Below are 22,057 nucleotides of genomic sequence, written 5' to 3'. Positions count from 1 at the left end.
GTGGCTTCCTGAATCGGGAAGGGGTTTCGATTCCGCTCTCGGAAAGGACTTTGGCAAGGTTTCCGGGCACGCCCAGGGCGCTAAAAGTTACGGACATATTCAAGCTTTCTCTCTGATTCGCACGCCACGAGCCGTGGCGCTGGGTCTCGCCGAGCCAGGAGGAAGTCCGCACCGCGCAGGGCCATCGTTCTGGCCTGCAACCACCGGTGAATCCGCACGGAATCATTCCGGGGAATCAGCTGGAGGGAAATCTAAACTGTCGACGCATGCATCCGGTCAAATCCGGAGGTGCACAAGTATCCACTCTACAGTGCTTGAACCTGATTGGCCTGTGACCATCCCCGCCTTGCCCTTGATATGCCGGAGACTTTCACCACGTTCCCGCTACTTGCTGGCGCCAATTTTGCGTGCCAATTTGGAGGGCCACCAGACCTTTGGCCCAATCTCCTCCACCAGTGCTGGCACTAGCAGGCTGCGGACAATAAAAGTGTCAAGAAGCACGCCGAAGGCAACAATGAACCCCAGTTGTCCCAGGAACATGATGGGTACAACCCCTAGTGCGGCAAAGGTTGCTGCAAGGACAACACCTGCAGATGTGATCACGCCGCCGGTGACCTGCAGCCCGCGGCGCATGCCTTCATAGGTGCCGATCTTCAAGGACTCCTCGCGCACTCTAGTCATGAGGAAAATGTTGTAATCCACGCCCAGCGCTACCAGGAATACAAAGCCGAACAACGGCACCGAAGGATCCGCGCCAACATAGTTGAAGACATTATTGAAGACCAACGCGCTAACACCCATGGCCGTTCCATAGGAGAGCACCGTGGTGATCATCAAGAGCAATGGCGCGAGCACCGAGCGCAAGAGCAGCATCAGAATCACAAAGATCGCGCCCAGAGTCGTGGGGATGATCTTGTAGAGGTCCGCCTGCGCCGTTGCATTGGTATCGAGCTGCGTGGCGGTGGTGCCGCCAACCAGCGCTTGCGAATTGACCTGGTGCACTGCATCGCGCAGCGCAACGATAGTTTGCTTGGCCTCATCGGAGTCGGCGGCATCGGCCAGGGTCACAGAAATGAGGTTCCGCCCCTGGACCTCATACGGCTCAATTCCGCGCTCGGCAAGTGCAGGGCCGCCATTTTCGGCCTGCAGGTACGCTGAGTCAACGCCCATCACATCAAGAGCCTTGTCCAGGGTTGCCTGGGCATCTGCTTGATCAACAATCACCGTTGCCGGGGAGCCAGTTCCTCCAGGGAAATGCTCGCCCAGCGCTACCTGGCCATCCCGGGCTTCGGAACCGCCAACCACCAGTTCGCTTTGAGGCACTCCGTGGGCCTTGAGCCCGGTGACACCCAGCACTCCCGCGGCCAAGACGACAACAGTGATCATCCAAATCGGCCGTGGATGCCGGGCGACAAATCCAGCGATCCTGCCCCACAGGCCCGCCGGGATCCCCGGGTCTTGGGGAGCGCTTTGAGGCTTGGGAGCAAATGGCCAGTAGGCGGCCCTGCCCAAGAGCCCCAGTACTGCTGGCAAGAAGGTCAGTGCGGCAATAATCGAGAAGATGATGCCCGAAGCGCCGATGGGCCCCAGAGCCTTGTTGGAGTTCAAATCCGAGAAGAGCAGGCATAGCAGGCCCACGGTGACGGTGCCACCCGACGCGACAATCGGCTCCAGCGAGCTCTTGAACGCCGTGGACACTGCCTGCCACTTGTCAGCGCCGGAGACCAAGGCTTCCTTGTGCCGTGCGACAAAGAGCAACGAGTAATCCGTGGCCGCGCCAATCACCAGAATGGAAAGGATGCCTTGGGCCTGGCCATCCAACCGGATCCAGCCTTCCGAGGCCATGAAATAGACGCTCAGAATCGCGGCGCAGAGGGCAACCATCGAGGTCATCAGCACCGTGATGGGCAGCAACAACGAGCGATAGACCAGCAGCAGGATAACCAGCACCGCTGCCAGTGCCACGCCCAGCAGCACACCGTCGATGCCGCCGAAGGCCTCAGCCAAGTCCGCGCTGAACCCTGCCGGTCCCGTCACGTAGGCAGTGGTGCCTTCGGGCTTTTCCGCGGCGATCAGGGAGCGCAGTTCCTCGACGCCTTCTTTGGCTTCGGTCTCGCCGGAGATTGGTACGAGCAGTTCAGCAGCTTGCCCGTCCTTGGAAATAAACGGTCCAACCACATCCCCTTCGAGGTATGTGAAGCCGGCAAGCTTTTCGGCGAGCGCAGTGACGGCAGAAGCCTCGAGTTTCCCCGTGCCGGTTAGGACCACGACGGCGGGGATCGCTTCAGAAGTTTGGAATTTGTTCTGCCATTCAAGGGCCCGGGTGGCTTCTGCGCTGGCCGGAAGGAAAGAGGTCTGGTCATTGGTCTGGACTTCGGAAAGCTTCCCGAAAGTGGGTCCGCCAAGTCCAGCCACGCCGAGCCATAGCAGAATCAAGACAGCGTAGATTCCAGCTCTTATACCTATGCTTTTTCTTTTTCTGGTAGTGGACGAGCCGTTTGCTAGCTGGGTTTGTTGTGGCACTTTCGCGTTTCCTCATTCATAGTCGCGCTCTGCGCATCGATCCTCGATGTGAATCCAACATTACCCTAGATAGTTCCACCATCGAACTATTTTTTCTGGACACGGGCCAAAACGGTTTAGGATTGCGGCTATGACTGCAAGCGACTACCAGCAGCTGGTGGTGCTCCTACAGGAATTCAGCCAGGCAACCGACCGCTATGTTGAATCCACGGGAGCGCAATTCGGCACCCACCGAACGGACATGAACGCCCTGTCCATCATCATGAAGTACCAGCAACGCGGAGCACTGCCGTCCCCCAAGGACCTGAGCCATGAACTGCAATTGAGTTCCCCGCCACCACTGCGATGCTGGACCGCCTCGCACGCCTGGGCATGATTGAACGGTTGCGCTCCGACCAGGATCGACGAGTCATCCGGATCTCTCCAACCGACAAGGCCCGGCTCAAGGGACGCCAAATGTTCATGCCGCTGGGCATGAAAATGATGGAAGTCATCGGCACCTACAACGACCAAGAACTCCAGATCGTTACCCGCTTCATGAACGATGCCATCGCCGGGGTCGACGCTGCCCGTCAAGAAGCCGTAACGCAAAGTCCCGCGAATCCCTCGAACCCGCCAGCGGGCACTAGCATTAACCGGTGACTCTTTCACTGTGGTTTTCCCTGCTCAGCGCCTGCATCATCATCAGCTTCACTCCCGGTGCTGGCGCCATCAACACCATGAACAATTCGATGCGCCAAGGCTGGCGTGCCTCCATCTGGGGCATCCTCGGACAGCAAATCGCCTTGCTCATCCATGTAGTGATTGTCGCCGCCGGCGTTGGAATCCTGGTAGCCAATAGCCCAGCGCTCTTTGCCATCATCCGATATGCCGGAGCGGCCTACCTGGTGTATCTGGGAATCCGAATGCTGCTGTCCAAACCGGAAGTGGCCTCCGATGGAACCACCTCGGGGCGGCAGCTGACCCGACGCGTGATGCTCAACCGCGGGATCCTGGTCAACTTGCTCAATCCCAAGGCCATCGTGTTCTTCTTGGCTTTCACCCCGCAATTCATCAACGCAGATCAACCGCTGCTGGGTCAATACGCGTTGTACATCGGAACGGTCATCGCCGTGGACATCCTGGTGATGTACTTCTTCTTTGCCGGAACCGCACGCACTTTCCAGCGCTTCACCGCCACCTACCGCGGCGCAAAGATGCTGAACATCCTCTTCGGGGTCCTGTTCATCCTTGTCGCTCTTCTGCTGCTGTTCCTGCACTAGCGGCATCAACCCTGAAACGTTACCGATTTATGCCCGACTTTCGGGCGCGTAGCTATCGCACCAGAGCGCTTGTGCCCATAGACTGATGCCATGTTCCGGATAATGATCGTGTGCACGGGGAATATCTGCCGTTCGCCTATGGCCGAGTACATGCTCAAAGACGCCTTGGTTAATGCCGATGTCAACGAAGTTCAAGTGCTCTCGCGGGCCATCACCGACGGCGAAGTCGGCAACCCCATCGACGAGCGCGCCGCCAGCATCCTGCACAGCCATGGACTGGACGCCTCAGAACATGTCGCTGCCCAAATCGACGCCGATGAATTGGCCGATATGGACCTCGTCCTGGCCATGGACACCGACCACTTCGAAGAACTGGTACCAGAGTTGGCAGAGCTCGACCCGTCGCAACGACCTCAGCTGCGCATGTTCCGGTCCTTCGACCCAGTTACAGTTAATGAACCACACGAAAACCAGGGTGTTTATGACCCTTGGTACGGCGACGCCGGAGACTTCCGCGAATCGTGGAAACTCATTTCAGCATCCCTGCCAGCCCTTGTAGATTACGTGCGGAGTAATATCGCTTCTCGTGGAAACCGCTAGACCAACTTTCATTGCCATTGATGGACGCTCCGGTTCAGGCAAAAGCACCTTCGCATCATCACTAGCGCAGCACCTTTCAGAGTTCTCTTCTGTAAATATCCTGCGCCTTGAAGACCTCTACCATGGGTGGCACGGCCTCGCCGATGCCCGGCGGATGTACAACGACCTACTACCCGCCTTAGCCGCAGGAGAAACAGTCACCTACTCCACCTGGGATTGGGCAAACGATCGCCTTGGCGAGCACCACGAGTTCACGGCCGCCGACATTCTCATCATTGAAGGCGTCGGAGCACTCAACGACCAAGCCCGCGAAATCATAAACTTCGGCATCTGGCTTGAAGCACCGGAAGATTTTCGCCGCGAACGCGCTTTAGCCCGGGACGGTCAAACCTACCGCCCGTACTGGTCTACGTGGGCAGAGCAAGAATCTGTTTATCTTCAGACTCACTCACCTGCTGATCATGCGCTGCTGTTCATTGATACTTCCGAAGTTGCTGATCCGCTCAACTCGCTTTTGGGCGCCAGCCATTTCTTGCCCGAAGCGATCAAGGAACTTTTTGGCGGTACGGCTCAGGGCTCCAACCTGCCTACATTGCGCCAAAGTTATCAGGCACCAGTTGATGTGGCTGCACTTTTTGAACAGCTCACAGCCCAGTTACCCCACGCTGCTCTTTTGGAATCCACCAGCCAGCACCTTGATGATCCGCTGGGGCGCAACCGCTATTCCATCCTCGCTTTTGCAACCAGTGCTCAACCGCCAATCCTCGGGGCCAACGAATCAGGAGCCTACATCACCGTGGGCGGGGCGCGCCTTCAACTCGGTCAAAATTTCTTTGACTCACTAGGCTCCCTCTGGCCCTCAAAAAACCAGTTGCACACCGACTACCCACTGCCACTATGGGTGGGCTACCTCGGCTATGAGCTCAAGCGCGAAGTCGCAGCCTCAAATATCAGCGCAGAAATCTCTCCGGGACAAACGCGTCCCGACGCGCAATTTTTCGCTCCGGACACCATCATGGTCATTGATCACCTGAGCTCCCAGATGCATTTACACAGTGCCAGCAAACCTTCCGCGCAGCTGTCCATCCTTCTTGGCAATCCACCGCAAGATCGCCGGAGCAAAACACTACCGATACCTGAATTTGCATGTGCTGACACCGCAGCCGGTTACCAAACCAAAATCCTCGCTGCGCAACACGAAATCTATGAGGGCAACACTTACGAAGTCTGCCTGACCACCGAGTTGACCGCCGTTACCCAAGACTTTGATCCGTTCGAAGCCTATTGCAGGATGCGCCTTAGCAGCCCGGCGCCCTTTGCTCACTACTTGAAGTTAGCTGACCTTGAAGTCGCAAGTATCTCTCCAGAACGTTTTTTGGCTCTGTCTAACGATGGGCAGCTACGTGCTGAACCCATCAAGGGCACACGACCACGCGGCGTCACCGAAGTCTCAGACCTGGCACTCAAACATGATCTAGCAACGCATCCAAAAGACCGCGCAGAAAACATCATGATTGTTGATCTTCTGCGCAATGATCTCTCACATTACGCAGTGCCCGGATCCGTCAAGGTGACACGGTTGTGCTCTGTGGAAAGCTACGCAACGGTGCATCAAATGGTCTCCACCATCGACGCCACCCTGAGTCAGCCAGAACTGGCGGCTGGGGCCTTGCGCGAAGCCTTCCCACCGGGATCAATGACCGGTGCCCCAAAGCTGTCCACGATGAACATCCTTGATGAGCTCGAAGAGCACCGTGCCCGCGGCCTGTACTCCGGGGCGGTGGGCTATTTCGGAGCCGACGGTGCTGCCGACTTCTCCGTAGTTATCCGCACACTGGTTTGTGACCGTTTGCCTGATGCGTCGTGGCGATTATCTTTGGGGCTGGGCGGAGCAATTACCGCAGACTCAGTTCCACAAGAAGAGTGGGAAGAGGTCATCACCAAATCCCGTGGTGTCCTTCAAGCCCTCGGCGCCAGCTTCCCGCAGCCTACTGCAACGTAGCGGTGAGGCGGGCTACGTTGTCTATCCAGCGCTGCATACGTGGACGACGGCGCCACTGCCCCAAAGTGATTTCCGTAGAAATCTCGCGGTAGTGATTCTGTACTTCGTTGACCGCGTTGACCATCTCCTTGCCCAAGAGCATCACGGAAATTTCCATGTTCAGGCTGAAGGAACGCATATCCATATTTGAGGATCCGACGACCGCCACTTCGTCATCAACAGTGAAGCACTTGGTGTGCAGAACCATCGGCGCTGGGTAGCAGTGAATACGTACACCAGCTTCGAGAAGTTGCTGGTAGTAGGACTGCTGCGCGTGGTGAACCAGGAACTGGTCGCCTTCTTCACAGACAAAAAGTTCAACTTCTACCCCGCGCTGGGCTGCAGTAGTAATTGCGTAGAGCATGGAATCATCTGGCACAAAGTACGGGCTGGTGATTTCCAAGCGCTCGGAGGCCGAGTAGATCAGCGTATTAAACAGGCGTAGGTTATTTTCCTTGCCGAAGCCCGGACCGCTTGGAAGTAGCTGCGCCAAGGTTGACCCGGGACGTTCTTCGTAGGCCAACGGGTGCCTGGCCTCGTTCATGTCCATCAGGACTTCTTGGTCGTTTTCTTCCTGCCACCAGTCAATAGCAAAGGTCACGTCCAAGCTGCGAACCAAAGGACCTTCAACGCGCAGCATCATTTCGACCCACTCGCGTCCGACCTTATGCGAAGACTTACGCTTGTAACCCGGTTCAATCAGGTTCTGGCTCCCGGTGAAACCGACCTCGCCATCAATGACCAAAATCTTGCGGTGGTTACGCAAGTCTGGGCGGCGCCAGCGCCGACCAATCAAGTCAATGGGAAGCATGGGACGCCAGTTGATCCCTGACTTTTTTAGACGCTTTTTCAACTCGCCATAGCCCTTAACTCGCAAGGTACCTAGGTGGTCAAAGAGCAGGCGCACGTGCACACCACGTTGTGCCGCGCGTTCTAGTGCTTCAAGGACTGGGCCAACATATTCTTCGTCGTCGCCCATGATGTAGAACTGAATGTGGATGTAGCGTGTTGCTTTGTCGATTTCATGACGCATCGACTCCATCGAGTAACGGTAGTCAGAAATAACCTCAACACTGTTGCCACCTTCTAGGGGCATAGCACCTAAGTTACGGTTCAGGCTGACCGCAGATTCAACCCACTCTTCTTGGGAGTGAAATTCTTCAGGCAACTCCATGTGCTTGGTGGCGTCAATGATTTGCTCGTGGGCACGCTTCTGCTTTTCTAACCGACTACGCGAGAGCCGTGGATTAGCAAAAAGCCAGTAGGCCAAAAGTCCAACCACCGGAAGGAAGAAGATTCCCAAGAGCCAAGCCATCGCCGTGGTGGGGCGTCGGTTGCCCGGAACGATACCGATCATGAAGTAACGGACCACCAATTCGATGGCTACTAGGATACTCCACAGCACGCTACCGATCTGCATAAGTACTTCATTACTCGGTAACACTGCTGGTACACCCCTTCGTTACGCACGATGATCGTCGCGATTTCCGGCTCTGATCTGCGTAATACAGCTCAAATTCCTCCGCTTAGCTTATCTAAGATTCACTAAGAAGTCTGAACATCCGTGAGCTCAAAGGTCACACATGGGCTATGGGTTCGATAATCTGTAGGTATGAGTTCTCTAGTATTCTTGGATCCGGCCTATCCGGCAGGCTACTTGGCCGATATTTCCGCACCACAACTTCCAGTCACCGTGCAGGGAGTCACCCGTGGAGACGGCATCTTCGAATCGATGCTCTACACCAACCAAGCGGTTCGCAAATTTGAAGCGCACCTTGCTCGTCTGGCCAGCTCGGCTGAACTATCAGACCTGATCATTCCCGATGCACGCACCTGGTATGCCGCAGTTGATACGGCCGTGGCTGACTTTGACGCCACCGGCGGCGCAGAGGAAGCTGTGGTCAAACTGATCGCAGCTCGTGGTGAGCATGATGAAGATCCAGCAATCTGTTGGGTGACTGTCACTCCTGCCCCGGCCCTAGGCAAAGAGCAGCGCGAATCAGGAGTCGACGTACTCTTGCTTGATCGTGGCTACGATTCCAAGCTTGCCGAACGTGCACCATGGTTGATGATGGGCGCGAAGACCCTGTCCTACTCGATCAACATGGCAGCCCTACGTTATGCACGCAAGCACGGCGCCAATGATGTTATTTTCACTTCGGCCGACGGTATCGTGCTGGAAGCTCCCACCTCAACGGTGTTGGTTGCCCAGCGCGATGGTGAGACCAAGCGTCTGCTGACCCCCATGCTAGAAACGGGTATCCTGCCGGGCACCACACAGAGTGCAATCTTTGATGCGGCTGCTCAAGACGGTTGGGAACTGGGTTACGGCCCGTTGCGTCCAGAAGATCTCTACCAGGCTGATGGTGTCTGGTTGGTTTCCTCGATCCGTCTGCTCACTCCGGTGCGCACCTTGGATGCCAAGCCATTGCGTCTAGACGCTGAGCTCCATGAAGAACTCAGCGCCCTCAGCGACGCAATTCGCTAACTCCACACAAGGTTGTAGGTGCCGGCCCACAGGGCCGCACCTACAGCTGCAGCACCCAGGACGATGCCGGCGATAAGTACCGCGGCGTCGGTCCGGGTGAAGGTGGCCGTGCGGATCCAGGTCCGTTTGGCCGTACCAAAGCCTTTAGCTTCCATGGTGGTTGCCAAACGACCGGCACGGCGAATGGCCTGAACCAGCAAGGCCAGGCTCTGACCAAGTTTCGCGCCAATCCGCTCAGCGAGGGTGCCGAAGTTTCCGACACCACGAGCCCGACGGGCCAAGGTCAACGTCGTAAATTCCTCAATCATCAGTCCCAGCAATCGCATTCCGGCTAATGCGCCGAGCACAAAACGATGCGGGACCTTAAGCTGTTGAGACAGTGCCCCGCCCAGATCACTCGGGTTGGTGGTGGCCAACAACAAGATGCATGGAATCGCCAAGGCGAAGGCCCGCAGCCCGGTGGCAATACCGCCCTGCAGCGAACCCTCGGTAATACTGAACAGTCCAAGCTGCGCATAGACTGCGCCACTATCTTGGCCAACCAGTGCAATACCCCACGCAGCAAAAAGCCCTGCCAGTAGCAGCGGCCACGCCCGTTTGAGGAACTTCAGCGGACTGAGACCGGCCAGTGGGAACAACACAACGCTGGCAACAACGATCACCAAAGCCGAGACTGCATCCAATGTACTGATCAAAGGCAACGTTGCGGTAGCCACGGCGCCCAGCTTGGCTAACGGGTTGATCTTAGCTAGCCAGCTATCGCCCACCGGAGCATCCAGTACCGGTCCCTTAGGCTTGGCCACGTCGCCGCTTGGCAGTGCAGCTAGATGAATCTGCTCAGCCTGCAAGACGCTGGCCAAATGTTCATCGTGAGTCACCGCAATGATCGCGGTGTCCTGCTCCAACTGAGCAACCAGCAGCTGCGCTAATTCACGCCACGTATTGGCATCCTGTCCGAAGGTTGGTTCATCAAGGATCAACACGTCTGGAGAAGCGGCTAACACGGTGCCTACGGATAGCCTACGTTTCTCTCCTCCGGAGAGCGTGAATGGGTTTGCGTCAGCAAGATGTTCCAGACCCAAGCGCACCAGCAGTGACTGCACTAACTGCTCAACTTGTTCCGGCTCGTATTTCAGTTCTCGCCCGCCACTGGCTTTGGCTCTTAACGGAGCAAAAGCTAGTTCTTCACGGACGGTTTGCGCCACAAATTGGTGCTCAGGTTCTTGGAACACTGAACCGATCCGACCAATCAGCGCACCAGCTTTCCAGCTAAACGGTGAGCTGCCAAGACCATTGGCTAGCTGCTCGCTTGCATCAAGCTGTCCTGCGACAGGAGCGAGCAAGCCACCAACGGTGAGTGCCAAGGTGGATTTACCTGCACCGTTTTCACCACGGATGACCGTTGCGGTGCCTGCGCGGACTTGTAGGGTAACCGGGCAGGTGCGCGGTGCTTGCTCAGCTCGGGCGCACACCAAGTCTTTGGCCTCCAGCAAGGTTCCTCCCGGCTGGAGTGTCACTTGTTGGATTTGTGGCAGGTAGCCGGGAACCCACAGACCGGCCGAAGCGAGTTCAGCGCGAAGCTGCTGATCCTCCATGAGCTGTTGCGGGCTCAGATCATGGGCTACTCCGCCACCTGGCTCAAGGACGATGATGCGGTCCATGTGCTGGGCCCAGACTTCCAACCGGTGTTCAACTACCAGCACGGTGGCCCCGCTGAGCTGTGCCGCATTAAGCACGGCATCGCGCAAGGGACCGATCCCCTCTGGGTCCACGTTGGCGGTCGGCTCATCAAGGAGCATCAATCCTGGCTGCATGGCCAAGATCCCGGCCAGAGCCAGTCGCTGTTTCTGTCCTCCGGATAGTTCTTGGGTCCGGTGGTCAAAGGAGAGCATGCCTAGACCTACAGCGTCCAATACTTCTGGGATGCGCTCACGGATCACCTCGGGATCTACAGCAAGATTCTCCGCACCGAAGGCGACATCATCAGCTACCCGGCTCTGCACCACTTGGGTCTCCGGGTCTTGCTGCATCAGCCCAACCGGGCGTTGGCGAGCAAAGGCATCTGCCCCGTCAATGAGTAGCTCGCCACGCATTTGCTGCGACTCGTCGACTTCCAACAACCCCGCCAGAGCATGTAGCAAGGTCGACTTTCCCGCACCGGAAGGACCAACAAGAAGTACTTTCTGGCCAGCCTGAATATTAAGGTCTAAACCGGAAACGGCGGGAGTTGTTCTTTCGGCATGCTGCCAGCTAAAACCACGCGCAGAAATCTCGGCGCCCCGCCGAGTTTGAGCGTCAGCGCCACGGTTAGCCAGCGAACTCATTTGGCGTCCAGTTTCCCGGACTCGAGGTGAGCACGGCGGCTAGCCAGTGCGCTCAGTGCACCGGTCTTAGCCAATCCACGGGTGGCCAGCCAAGACAGCAGACCAGCGATGATCAGTCCAGAGACGCCGGTGATCAGCACGTGCAAGATCTTTAGTGCTGAGGTGTATTCCACGTAGTACGCCAGGATGTAGGCTTCGGAAATACCGGCGAAGATGCCGGTGAAAAAACCTGCAATGAGCGCAACGCTCAGGTTCCACTTGCGGTAGCGGAAGATGGCAAAGACCAATTCAGCACCAAGGCCCTGGACCAGCCCGGAAACGATGACGCTCAGACCGTAGTGAGATCCCAGCAATGCCTCGATAATGGCTGCCAGTAATTCGCAGAACACTGCTGCACCTGGTTTGCGGATGATCAGGGCACCGAGTACCGCTGGGAAGAGCCATACGCCAGTCAGCAGTGCAGCGGCAGGTGGGAAGGCAACAAAAGCTAGCGAGAACAGCGGCATGCCTGCGCTCCAAGCCCAGAAGATCACTCCTGAGGCTACGGCGATTACTGAGGCTACGACGATGTCGACAACGCGCCAGCTGGTTCGCTGTTTTGCGGCTACTTGGTTCATGGGTGGTCCTCCTATATTTAGGAGGGGAGATGTACGGACTGATGGCATAGTGCTACACCCGTCCGCATCCGAGATGCTCGACTTCCTTCGCCGGTACTAGCCGGAGCAGGTTCGAGGGTCTGCGATCTATCGCACTCTCAGCGTCTTGGCGACTTCTTTTTGAAGTCTGACGCTCCCCTGTCGGAAAAATTACTGCTCCCCCACCTTACCGCAGGTATGCTGGGCAGAGGAAAGATAAGTTACGACGTTGAAGCGAGGGCAATATGAACACAGTACAGAAACTTGCCACCACCGGAATTTCGATTGGCGCCGGTTTGCTCGGCAGCAAGCTAGTTGATCAGCTGTGGAAGGGCGTCACCGGAAATAAGGCTCCCCGCAAGGGTAGCGAAGAAGCTGCTGAGGCTTCATTCCGTCAGGCGCTCGGATTCGCGATCTTCTCATCGATTGTCGCAGCGACCATCCAGGTCTTGGCAGACCGTGGCACCAACAAGGTTGTCGCACGGTTCAGCAAGTAGCTAATGCTCAAGGAACGGCCCACCAATGGTGGGCCGTTCCTTTTTGTTTTGTTCAGTTTTACACTGCTCAGTTTTTCACTGCTCAGTTTTACTTTGAGTCCTTCGACTCTTCGCTGGAGACTTCAACAGACGCGGTGGCCGGTGCGTCAGATACCGTGTCCACTACTTGCCTCAGTTCATCGGCGTAGAGAGATTGTTTGGCAGCGTGCTTGGTTCGGTAACCAGCGCGCCCAATCATATGTGCGGATACGGGAGCGGTCAGTAGCTGCATCCCCCAAGCCAGGAACAATACTGGAACCACACTCCAGCTACGCAAGTGAATTGCTAGCGCGGTGAAGATCAGCAGAAAGCCAAGTACTTGCGGTTTGGTGGCGGCGTGCATCCGAGTGAGCATGTCGGGGAATGAAAGCAGACCGATACCGGCAATCAGCGACATGAGGCAGCCGGTGATCAGCAGGACGGCGACAAGAATATCGAGGAACAATTCCATTAGGCGTTCCTCTGATCCGAGACGTACCGCGACACCGTAACCGAGCCAATGAAGCCCAAGGTGCACGCAACAACGACAAACAACAGGTAGTCGGTGTGGCGGTTGAAGACCATTTCCAAGCACAACGCCACGGAAATGATCAGCAGCATCACGTCCAAGGCTAAGACTCGGTCAAGAATCGAGGGGCCCTTGGCAACGCGGATCAAGCACGCAACGGTGGCTAGACCCAGCATGATGCCGCAAATCCACATCACGATTGTCATCATTTTTTGCCTCCTACTCGACCAAGAATTGGACCGCATTCGTGCTTGATTGCTTCAAATTCATCGTGGCTACCCATCGCCATGATCACTCGACGTTCAATGTCGCGCACCGCTTCGCGGGCCCGTTCCATGTCGGATTTCGATTCGATGTTGATGTAGTGCAAGTACAGCGTTGATGAGCGCCGGTCAACGTCGATAACAAATGATCCAGGAATCAGCGTCAGTACATGTCCCACCGCGGTGACAATCAAATCCGAGTCGGTACGCAACTCCACGGCGATCACTCCACTGCGGGTTTTCTTTCCCCGGAAGATCGCCAGTCGTGCCACTTGGAAACTTGCCACAAATACTTGACCGATGAACCAGATAAACAGTTCAAAGCAGTACCAGACGTTCACACGGCCCGAAAGGACCACCGGCGGCAGCGGGAAGAGCGTGACAATTATCAGCGCAACGATGACACCGAAGATCAGATTCGCCGGCGAGAAGTCTTGCCAGAGGGCTGCCCAGACAAAGATCAGCAACGCCAGCAGCGGCCATTCCTGTTTGAGTGTTGCCCGGTGACGGACACCAGAAGTATCAAGCGCATCATCGATACGCTGATCTCTGTGCTTCAGGTTTTTAGTCGACATCGTCCCCTCCAATCACAATGGCAAGATCGCACTGATGTATGGTTCGCGAGCAATGAGCTCAGCTGCGACCCGTTCACAGAACTCGAAGATTGGTCCAGCAAATACGGTCAACGCAATGCCGGCTACAACGAGTGACGCGGTGGAATAGCGCATTCCCCACGGCAAAGAATCGGCTTCAAGCTCCTTGGCCAGTTTCAGACCCAATGCCGGATTTTGCGCTCCACCAGCAGCAGTCTCAATAGCTACTGAGGCGGCCTGTTCCACTAGTTCTTGGTTTGGAACTTCAGCATCGGTAGCGCGTCGCCAGAACACACGGGCCCAAACACGGATGATGGCCAGCAGCGTCAGCAAGCTAGTGAGCAGACCAGCGCCAACAACAATCCAGGTCAATGGGTCAGCATCCTGTACTGCGGCGTGCAGCAATCCGAACTTCCCCAGGAATCCGGAGAACGGTGGGATGCCGCCCAAGTTGATCGCGGGGATAAAGAAGAGCAGCGACAGCGCCGGGGAAAGTTTGGCTAGCGAGCCGAGCTTGGTGACATTCGAGCTACCTGCACGACGTTCAATCAGGCCGGCCACCATGAACAACGAGGTCTGCACAATAATGTGGTGACCTACGTAGTAGATGGTTGCCGCGATGGCTAGTGGGGTGCCGATAGCAACACCAAAGATCAGGTAACCGATGTGGCTGGTCAGCGTGAAGGACAGCATACGTTTGATGTCCGTCTGGGCCAATGCACCAAGAATACCGACCACCATGGTCAGCGCTGCGGCCACCATCAGTCCGGCGCGTACTTCGCCTCCGGGGAACAGTAAGGTTTCGGTACGCACGATGGCATACACGCCCACCTTGGTCAGCAACCCTGCGAACACGGCGGTCACCGGTGCCGGAGCGGTTGGGTAGGAGTCGGGAAGCCACAAGGACAGCGGGAACACCGCGGCCTTGATGCCGAAGGCAATCAACAGCAATACATGCAAGATCAGCTGCGGGCCTTGATCCAACTGTGGCAGCTTCACCGCGAGGTCCGCCATATTCACCGTTCCGGTGGCGGCGTAGATCATGGCGATGGCCATCAAGAAGACCACCGAGGAAACCACCGAAACCACCACGTAAGTAGTACCGGCGCGAATGCGTTCAGCTGTGGCACCCAAGGTGAGCAGCACGTAGCTGGCGGTGAGCAGGATTTCGAATCCGACATAGAGGTTGAAGAGGTCCGCTGCCAGGAAGGCGTTAGACACACCGGCCAGTAGAATCAGGTAGGCCGGGTGGAATACCGAGACTGGTCCGGGTTCATCCCCGTCGGCTAGACCCTGACTGGTAGCGAAGAACAACACTGCCAGTGACACCAAGGTGGAAATCAGCAACATAAAGGAGCTGAAGCCATCAACCATCAGTGCGATGCCGAAGGGTGACTCCCAGCCACCGATGTGGATGGCATAACTTTCCCCGCCCCAGACGGCTGCCACCATGCCTGCTTCCAAAAGCAAGGTCAGGCACAGGATGCCGATGGTGATCAGTCGTTGGGTGCGCACCTGGCGGCGGGCCAGGAACGCGGCACCGGCGCCAATGATCGGAAGGACTACGGCCAGGGGTGCTAGATCTAGAAAATTCACTCTTCCCCTCACGTACTGGTCGGCCTTCTTCGTCAACGAATTCGGTCGTATCCTCTGCCACCGGCGAGTCTTCCTCTTCGTCGTAGGCGGTCTTCTGCGACACCTTAATATCTTCGGTGTCATCGGCCAGCTCATCGGCACTGGTCAGCGTCCACGACCGATAGATCATGGCGAGCAAGAATGCTGTCACCGCGAAGGTGATGACGATTGCCGTCAAGATTAATGCTTGCGGCAGTGGGTCTGAATATTCTTCGGCTGCAATTTCGGGTTTGAACAGCGGGGCAATGCCTCGCCGGCCACCGGTGGTCAGGATCAGCAGGTTGATGCCGTTGCCCAAAAGCATGATGCCTAACAACACACGGGTCAGGGTTCGTTCAAGTACTAGGTAGAAACCGCAGGCAAGCAGCACACCGGTAATCACGAGAAAGGTGATGTTCACGCTCATCGGCCAACTCCTGTCTGTGAGGCTTGTACAAAGTCATGGCGGTCCACCGGGCTACGTCCTTCGGAGAGTGAATCAATTTCGCTACCCAGTGAACGCAGCACGTCCTGTACCAGTCCCAAAACCACCAGATACACGCCGATATCGAAGATCGTAGAAGTAACAAACTTCTGATCTCCAAAGAACCAGAACTCCACGGCATACATGGTGAAAATTTCGTCGCCCAGCAACAGCGGAACAATTCCGGCCAGTCCAGCTAGTGCAATACCGCCACCGATAAGCAAGCCTGGGGCAATCCTGAGTGACTCAGAGAGTTCAATGCGACCGCCGGCTAGGTAACGGATGGTCAAGGCAAGGCCTGCGATCAGACCGCCGGCAAAACCGCCACCGGGAGTGTTATGTCCGGTGAGCAGCGTGTAGACCGAGAGGATCAGCACCGAGTGGAACATCAGCCGGGTGACCACTTCAAAAATAATTGACCGGCGTTCGGCCACGAGGGTACTTCCGGCCATCAGCCAGTCTTGATTGCCGCTGGTGGCAAAGCGTCGGGCGATGCGCAGTTCCACATCTTTGGATTCCTTATTGCCCATGGCTTCGGAACCCGAATCGATGCTGCCCGGTTCCACCTCGTGTGCACGAACCCGTGAGCCGAAGCTACGGCCGGCGAAGATCAATGAAGCGACGCCGGTTGCAGCCGCCGCGAGGACGGTGATTTCTCCGAAAGTATCCCAGACACGCATGTCAACCAGGGCGACGTTGACAATATTTTTTCCGTAACCCTCGTGGTAAGCCAGCTCTGGCCATTCAAGTGAAATTCGGGTTTGGTCACGGGCGCCCATCATGGCGATGGCAATGTAGATCACCATGACGGCCAAGGCGATTGCCAGCAGTGCGCGTCCCCATTTGATCTTGGCAACTCCACCCCACAGTCGCTTTGGCAAGGCACGCAGAGCCAAAACGAAGGAGACCAAAATGATGGTTTCTACCAACAGTTGGGTCAGCGCCAAGTCGGGTGCCCCTGCAAGGCAAAGATCGCGACCATGCCGTAGCCGGTGACCGAAACCATCAGCACTGCCATGAAACGCTTTGGCGCAATCACGGACACCACGGCGCCTGCAATAATCAGCGCACCGATGAGCAGCTGGGCAGGGTGGTCAGCAATAACCCAGAGATCGGGCCAAGGAGTCGAGACTGTCAGGGCAATCCCCAGCGGAACTACTAAGACGACGCCAAGAATCACGCCGAGGTAGAAGGACAACGAACCACGTTGGGTGCGACCGGTAATCCAAATGGCAACCATGTCCAGCCCGTTGAGTGACATGCGGTAGATATCTTCGGCGGAGATGATCATGCGCCTCGGAGCAGCACCGGTATCTGTTCGGCGGCGAATCCAGTAGAAGGCAAGACCCAGGCTGATGGAAATTGCGCTGAGTCCCAAGGCTGGGTTCAGTCCAGCAAATGCCAACAGGTGCATTTTGCCTGGTCCACCCTGCGCTGCTGACCAGTGGATCATCAAAGGCTCAACCAGCTGTGGGTACAGGCCAAGGGCCAGCGTCATGGCTGAGAGCAGGAGCAATGGTGCGAGGAAGATCAGTGTTGGGGCCTTGCAGGTCAGGTACGGCACCGAATGCTTTTTCACCCCGAACGCGCCGAAGAAGAAGCGAAGAGAATAACCCATGGTCAAACCAGCGCCGAGCACCAAGCCGATCAAAGCAACGATGCCCCAGCCGTGTTCTAAGTGCAGCGCGGATTCGTAAATTGCTTCCTTGGCCACAAAGCCAAAGGTCAACGGCACGCCCGCCATGGATGCTGCAGCGATTCCGGCGGTAACACTCAGAATCGGCATGGCCCGGCGCAGTCCGCTGAGCTTTCGAATATCACGAGTACCGGTGTTGTGGTCAATGATGCCCACGCTGAGGAACAAGGTCGCTTTGAATAGGCCGTGGGCCAAGGTCATTGCCAGTGCGGCGAAGGCGGCTTCCGGTGTTCCAAAACCGAAAATGGCAATGATGAAGCCCAGCTGCGAGACCGTACCAAAAGCAAGAATCAGTTTAAGGTCATGCTGTTTAAGCGCACGGAAGCCACCAATGAGCATGGTCAGCACACCGATGCCCACGGTCATTGGTACCCAGAGGTTTGTTTCGGAGAATCCCGGGGCCAAGCGCGCGATCAAATAAACGCCGGCTTTAACCATGGCGGCGGCGTGCAAGTAGGCGGACACCGGTGTTGGTGCGGCCATGGCGCCGGGCAGCCAGAAGTGGAAAGGAACCAATGCGGATTTGGAGATGGCACCAACAATGATCAAGGCTATGGCTACGTCCGTGTAGGCACCAAGTGAAACGAGGCGATCTGCGGAAGCCAAGATCTCGGAGAGCTGGTAGCTGCCAGCTTCGGAGCCGATCATCAAGATACCGGCCAGCATGATCAAACCACCCAAGGTGGTGACGATCAGTGCAGTCATTGCCGAACGGCGGGCTGAGATCAAGGCTTGGTTGAAGCCGATGAGCAGATAGGAAAGAACGCTGGTGATTTCCCAGAAGATAAACATGATGATGACGTCGTCGGCCGTGACCAAGCCGGTCATCGCTCCGGCGAAGGCAACCATCTTCGCAGCGAATCCACCAATTTGTGGGTCATCGTTTTTGAAGTAGCGTGCACAGTAGAACAACACCAGTGCGCCCACGCCAAGAATCAGCAGCAGGATGGTGGCGGATAAGGAGTCCATCCGGAAGTTCAACCCGATGTTGAGTCCGGAGATCCACTCAATTTTCAGTGAAGGCGGCGCATTAGGTGCACCGTTGGCCAGAGAGTTATCTGCGGCAAGTACAACAGGTAGCTGAGTCAGCAACCAAATAAATCCCACTGCAGGGACAGCGGCCACCACATAGAAGGCGTTTCGTTTAAGTACCCGGAACAAGAGCGGGCACAAAAGGGCGGTCACAAACAGCGCAGTGAGAATTACTAGCACTTGTCTCCTCTGTCGACTGTTGGTTGGGCAGAGTGCATTGACCACAAAAATAGTCCGCAGTAGTAATTTTATCAGCCGGTTTCCGCGAGCCTTCGCGCAATCTGTCTTTAGAGGAATATTTTCGCCAGTTTCCGCGATCAGCTGATTTTGAGCTTTTGCACAGGATTATCAAGATTTCGATTTTTGGTTCACTCGCTGTTCCGTTCTTGCGGGTACGATTCGAGCATGTCAATCATTCGACCAGATTCGCCCCCAGCCAGTGATAAGTGGCTGAACAAGTACACCTGGGCTTGGGCTAGCTGGGACTGGGGTCAGGCAGCGATCAACGCGGTGATGATCACCTTCGTTTTTACCGTCTACTTGACCAGTGAGCTCTTCGGCGACAAGGACCATGCTTCGCTGGTGTTGTCTCAAGCGCTGACGGTCGGCGGTTTGGCCATCGCATTGCTGGTGCCAGTCACCGGAATGCGCGCCGATGCGGCAGGACGACGAAAACTGTGGATTGTGGTCAATACGCTGATCCTTGTTGTTATCTGCGCGGCCTGTTTCTTTGTCTATCCAGACCCCAAGTTTCTTTGGTTAGGCGCCATCCTGATTGCACTGATGTCAGTGGTCAGCGAGTTTGCCGGAGTGAACTACAACGCCGTACTCAACCAGATTTCAACCAAGGCCACCGTCGGCAAGGTCTCCGGATTCGGTTGGGGCATGGGCTATGTTGGTGGCATTCTTGCTCTCGCTCTGGTGCTTTTCGGATTTGTGGACCCTATAGTTCAGTGGCCAGGTGCCAGTACCGACGGATCACTGAATCTTCGATTGATCGCCATCTTCTCTGCCGCTTGGTGCCTCGTGTTTGCGCTGCCACTGTTTTTCATCATTCCCGAGGCACCGGCAGCCACTTCAGCGAAGATCCCACTGAAGGATTCTTACAAGGTCTTGTTAACAACGATCAAGAACTTGTGGAGCAGTGACCGCAACTTACTGTTCTTCCTTTGCTCCTCAGCCGTCTTCCGTGACGGTCTCGCCGCCATCTTCACCTTCGGTGGCGTCATCGCGGCGGGCACCTTTGGCTTCAGCACCTCAGAAGTAATCATCTTCGCCATTGTTGGCAACCTCGTTGCCGCGGCCGGTGCGGTGTTGGGCGGTCGACTCGATGACGTGCTCGGGCCAAAGATGGTCATCTGCGGTTCCCTCATCGGGTTGCTCATCGCCGGTGCAGGAGTATTCCTCTCCCCCAGCGCCAGCGGCTTCTGGATCTTCGGATTGCTGCTGTGCTTGTTTGTGGGTCCTGCTCAGGCGGCCTCACGTTCTTACCTGGCAAGGCTAATTCCAGCAGGCCGCGAAGGAGAACTCTTTGGCCTCTACGCCACGACGGGTCGGGCGGTTTCCTTCTTAGCCCCGGCACTGTTTGGCCTGTCTATTGCCATAGCTACTCCCCTAGTAGCTGCCGGCGGCGCCCAGCGCTATGGCATCTTGGGAATTCTAGTGGTGCTTGCCCTGGGCCTGCTGCTTCTGTTGCCTATCCGTGCACCGCGCAAGGTCAAGGATTAATCAGCCGTGGAATGATCCACCAAACACAATGAGGATCGGCTCAAGGGCGATCCTCATTGTGTTTAGCTTTCGATGTTTGTGCGGTGGAAGTTCAGGTGGCTGCGTGATGCCGTTGGTCCGCGCTGTCCCTGGTAACGGTTTCCGTAGGGTCCGGAACCGTAAGGGTGCTCGGTGGCGGAGGTCAGCTTGAAGAAGCAGAGCTGGCCAATCTTTGAACCTGGCCAGAGCTTGATCGGCAGGGTAGCCATGTTGGAGAGTTCCAGCGTCACGTGTCCGGAGAAGCCCGGATCAATGAAGCCTGCAGTGGAGTGGGTGAGCAGTCCAAGGCGGCCCAGTGAGCTCTTGCCTTCAAGACGTGCCGCAATTGAGTGTCCGAGGGTCACCACTTCATAGGTGGAGCCAAGCACAAACTCACCGGGGTGCAAGATAAACGGCTCGTCCGGGGCAACCTCGACCAGGCGGGTCAGTTCATCTTGTTCCGTTGAAGGATCAATATGCGCGTACTTGTGGTTGTCGAATAACCGGAAGAACCGGTCAATTCGAACGTCCACGGATGCGGGCTGGACCATGTTCGAGTCAAAGGGCTCAAGGCCAATCTCACCGGACGCTATTTCTCTGCGAATGTCACCATCTGAATACAACACGTGAACAAACTTATCGCGTGAAGTGCCATTGGATGAACTCTGCGGGCAAATAAGTACATTTTTCAGTCGTCTAAGTCGTCTCTGCTTCACTAATGAGGTGATGTACTTCCCCTCGCCTAGAGAAGAAATCGGGCTATCGTTGTAGAGGGGACTTGTTTTCCCACTCATCGCTTCATCTCAAAGGGTTCCTTCATCATGCGTCTCGCCTCTGCAGTGACAAGCACCGTGCTTGCCTCGACTCTGCTGTTCTCAGCAATTCCTGCTGCCCAGGCCGCGCCCGATAAGGATCTGCCCGCGATCGAAAGCTCGCAGCTTACGGACGCATCAAGCCTGCTCGCGTTGATCAATCCCACCACCAAGCTTTCACCGGAGAACTACACACCCTCAAAGCTCGTGAATGTTGCCGGGACTGGAATGCAGTTGAGATCCGAAGCGGCTAAGGCCGTGGAGCAACTCATTACGGATGCTCGCGCGGCCGGCCATTCCATCCATCTGCTGAGTGCCTACCGATCCTATGAACGGCAAGCAGCGCTATTTAATCAGTACCAAACCAAATATGGGACCGCTTATGCCGAGCGTATTTCGGCACGTCCTGGCACCAGCGAACACCAGCTCGGGTTGGCGGCGGACCTTGGTTACACCAACAGCCAGGCTGAACTAAAAAGTGCCTTCGGGCAAACTCCTGCAGGTATCTGGATTGCCAAACATGCGGTGGAGTACGGGCTGATCATCCGGTACCCGGATGGCAAGGAAGAGATCACCGGCTACAAGTACGAGCCATGGCATGTTCGCTACATCGGTAAGGAGCACGCCAAGGCATTGGCACAATCAGGGGCTGAAACCTTTGAAGAGTACTTCACGATGCTTGGCGAGGCATCAGCGTCCAAGAAGGTCAAAGCAACCGCGGTTGCCGAAGATGAAGAGCAAGACAGCTCAGCACCTACCGACACTGACTCTTCAGAAGAATCAAAGAAGTCCGGTTACGGCGTGATGAAAGACGATGACCTTCTCGTTTTGCGTTTCCTACCGCCGTACCGCGATTGGGGTTTTGGCTTCAGCGAATAGTCGCTGCGCCTGAAAATTCTC

General features: G+C 56.3%; 20 protein-coding genes, 1 pseudogene and 1 riboswitch. Of the genes and pseudogenes, 9 read left to right on the top strand and 12 right to left on the bottom strand.

Translation table 11 applies throughout. The features are described from left to right. Nucleotides 1–384: 384 nt before the first annotated feature. Nucleotides 385–2,436 carry an MMPL family transporter gene (locus tag N6V40_RS06960; RefSeq protein ID WP_262199514.1) on the bottom strand — a complete coding sequence of 684 codons (2,052 nt, stop codon included), beginning with the start codon at nt 2,434–2,436 and terminating at the stop codon, nt 385–387. Between the two features lie 217 nt (nt 2,437–2,653). On the opposite strand from N6V40_RS06960, the gene N6V40_RS06955 reads away from it, so the two are divergent. The 5 genes from N6V40_RS06955 to N6V40_RS06935 all read left to right on the top strand — a co-directional run bounded on the left by N6V40_RS06955 (nt 2,654) and on the right by N6V40_RS06935 (nt 6,387). Then, on the top strand, nt 2,654–2,899 hold the full coding sequence (locus N6V40_RS06955) for a hypothetical protein (protein WP_262199512.1): 246 nt from the start codon (nt 2,654–2,656) through the stop codon (nt 2,897–2,899). Beyond that, nucleotides 2,869–3,165 (top strand): hypothetical protein, encoded by a 297-nt coding sequence (locus N6V40_RS06950; RefSeq protein ID WP_396268504.1) that lies wholly within the window; start codon nt 2,869–2,871, stop codon nt 3,163–3,165. Before N6V40_RS06955 ends, N6V40_RS06950 begins: the two co-directional genes overlap by 31 nt. Continuing rightward, nucleotides 3,162–3,785 carry a LysE family transporter gene (locus tag N6V40_RS06945; protein WP_022874312.1) on the top strand — a complete coding sequence of 208 codons (624 nt, stop codon included), beginning with the start codon at nt 3,162–3,164 and terminating at the stop codon, nt 3,783–3,785. The genes N6V40_RS06950 and N6V40_RS06945 overlap by 4 nt, the downstream gene beginning before the upstream one ends. A 90-nt stretch (nt 3,786–3,875) precedes the next feature. Further along, nucleotides 3,876–4,385 carry a low molecular weight protein-tyrosine-phosphatase gene (locus N6V40_RS06940; protein ID WP_262199507.1) on the top strand — a complete coding sequence of 170 codons (510 nt, stop codon included), beginning with the start codon at nt 3,876–3,878 and terminating at the stop codon, nt 4,383–4,385. Beyond that, on the top strand, nt 4,372–6,387 hold the full coding sequence (locus tag N6V40_RS06935) for a chorismate-binding protein (RefSeq protein WP_262199505.1): 2,016 nt from the start codon (nt 4,372–4,374) through the stop codon (nt 6,385–6,387). The genes N6V40_RS06940 and N6V40_RS06935 overlap by 14 nt, the downstream gene beginning before the upstream one ends. On the opposite strand, the gene cls is transcribed toward N6V40_RS06935, so the two are convergent. Then, nucleotides 6,374–7,846, bottom strand: a complete 1,473-nt coding sequence (gene cls / locus N6V40_RS06930) for a cardiolipin synthase (RefSeq protein ID WP_262199503.1) — start codon at nt 7,844–7,846, stop codon at nt 6,374–6,376. The two genes, N6V40_RS06935 and cls, sit on opposite strands and share 14 nt — an antisense overlap. A gap of 192 nt (nt 7,847–8,038) precedes the next feature. Between cls and N6V40_RS06925 the strand changes: the two genes are divergently transcribed. Beyond that, nucleotides 8,039–8,914, top strand: coding sequence for an aminodeoxychorismate lyase (locus tag N6V40_RS06925; protein WP_262199501.1), 876 nt, complete (start codon nt 8,039–8,041; stop codon nt 8,912–8,914). On the opposite strand, the gene N6V40_RS06920 is transcribed toward N6V40_RS06925, so the two are convergent. Further along, complete coding sequence (locus tag N6V40_RS06920) at nt 8,911–11,238, bottom strand: ATP-binding cassette domain-containing protein (protein WP_262199499.1); 2,328 nt, start codon at nt 11,236–11,238, stop codon at nt 8,911–8,913. The genes N6V40_RS06925 and N6V40_RS06920 overlap by 4 nt on opposite strands. Then, on the bottom strand, nt 11,235–11,855 hold the full coding sequence (locus N6V40_RS06915; protein WP_262199497.1) for an ECF transporter S component: 621 nt from the start codon (nt 11,853–11,855) through the stop codon (nt 11,235–11,237). The genes N6V40_RS06920 and N6V40_RS06915 overlap by 4 nt, the downstream gene beginning before the upstream one ends. Before the next feature lie 65 nt (nt 11,856–11,920). Next, nucleotides 11,921–12,044: riboswitch (TPP riboswitch) on the bottom strand. Between the two features lie 74 nt (nt 12,045–12,118). On the opposite strand from N6V40_RS06915, the gene N6V40_RS06910 reads away from it, so the two are divergent. Then, nucleotides 12,119–12,370: a DUF4235 domain-containing protein gene (locus N6V40_RS06910; RefSeq protein WP_131088948.1), complete on the top strand. Its 252-nt coding sequence runs from the start codon at nt 12,119–12,121 to the stop codon at nt 12,368–12,370. Nucleotides 12,371–12,458: 88 nt separating this feature from the next. Here N6V40_RS06910 and mnhG read toward each other — a convergent pair whose 3' ends face one another. From mnhG to N6V40_RS06875, 7 genes and pseudogenes are all read right to left on the bottom strand, one after another. After that, nucleotides 12,459–12,860, bottom strand: coding sequence for a monovalent cation/H(+) antiporter subunit G (mnhG, locus tag N6V40_RS06905; RefSeq protein WP_131088949.1), 402 nt, complete (start codon nt 12,858–12,860; stop codon nt 12,459–12,461). After that, nucleotides 12,860–13,126, bottom strand: coding sequence for an MrpF/PhaF family protein (locus N6V40_RS06900; RefSeq protein WP_131088950.1), 267 nt, complete (start codon nt 13,124–13,126; stop codon nt 12,860–12,862). Before N6V40_RS06900 ends, mnhG begins: the two co-directional genes overlap by 1 nt. Beyond that, nucleotides 13,123–13,755, bottom strand: a complete 633-nt coding sequence (locus N6V40_RS06895; RefSeq protein ID WP_262199495.1) for a Na+/H+ antiporter subunit E — start codon at nt 13,753–13,755, stop codon at nt 13,123–13,125. Before N6V40_RS06895 ends, N6V40_RS06900 begins: the two co-directional genes overlap by 4 nt. Nucleotides 13,756–13,767: 12 nt before the next feature. Beyond that, a complete protein-coding gene (locus tag N6V40_RS06890) occupies nt 13,768–15,369 on the bottom strand; it encodes a Na+/H+ antiporter subunit D (protein ID WP_131088952.1) in 1,602 nt (533 codons plus the stop codon). 106 nt (nt 15,370–15,475) lie between these two features. Next, nucleotides 15,476–15,814, bottom strand: a pseudogene (locus N6V40_RS06885) (Na(+)/H(+) antiporter subunit C); the annotation flags it as partial. Then, nucleotides 15,811–16,818 carry a hydrogen gas-evolving membrane-bound hydrogenase subunit E gene (gene mbhE / locus N6V40_RS06880; RefSeq protein WP_262199493.1) on the bottom strand — a complete coding sequence of 336 codons (1,008 nt, stop codon included), beginning with the start codon at nt 16,816–16,818 and terminating at the stop codon, nt 15,811–15,813. The pseudogene N6V40_RS06885 and the gene mbhE, both read right to left, overlap by 4 nt. Then, entirely contained in the window at nt 16,809–18,779 is a 1,971-nt protein-coding gene (locus N6V40_RS06875; RefSeq protein ID WP_262199491.1) for a proton-conducting transporter transmembrane domain-containing protein, read from the bottom strand. The genes mbhE and N6V40_RS06875 overlap by 10 nt, the downstream gene beginning before the upstream one ends. A 225-nt stretch (nt 18,780–19,004) precedes the next feature. Between N6V40_RS06875 and N6V40_RS06870 the strand changes: the two genes are divergently transcribed. Then, nucleotides 19,005–20,327 (top strand): MFS transporter, encoded by a 1,323-nt coding sequence (locus tag N6V40_RS06870; protein ID WP_131088955.1) that lies wholly within the window; start codon nt 19,005–19,007, stop codon nt 20,325–20,327. 62 nt (nt 20,328–20,389) lie between these two features. Here the strand turns inward: N6V40_RS06870 and dcd are convergent, their stop codons facing one another. After that, nucleotides 20,390–20,971, bottom strand: coding sequence for a dCTP deaminase (gene dcd / locus N6V40_RS06865; RefSeq protein WP_131088956.1), 582 nt, complete (start codon nt 20,969–20,971; stop codon nt 20,390–20,392). A 195-nt stretch (nt 20,972–21,166) separates the two neighbouring features. On the opposite strand from dcd, the gene N6V40_RS06860 reads away from it, so the two are divergent. Continuing rightward, nucleotides 21,167–22,036 carry a M15 family metallopeptidase gene (locus tag N6V40_RS06860; RefSeq protein ID WP_262199488.1) on the top strand — a complete coding sequence of 290 codons (870 nt, stop codon included), beginning with the start codon at nt 21,167–21,169 and terminating at the stop codon, nt 22,034–22,036. Nucleotides 22,037–22,057 lie beyond the last annotated feature (21 nt).

The sequence above is a fragment of the Glutamicibacter sp. M10 genome (assembly GCF_025452055.1).
GTDB lineage: Bacteria > Actinomycetota > Actinomycetes > Actinomycetales > Micrococcaceae > Glutamicibacter.
Note: the sequence above shows the minus strand (reverse complement) of the source record. Positions and strands in the feature narration are given on the sequence as shown.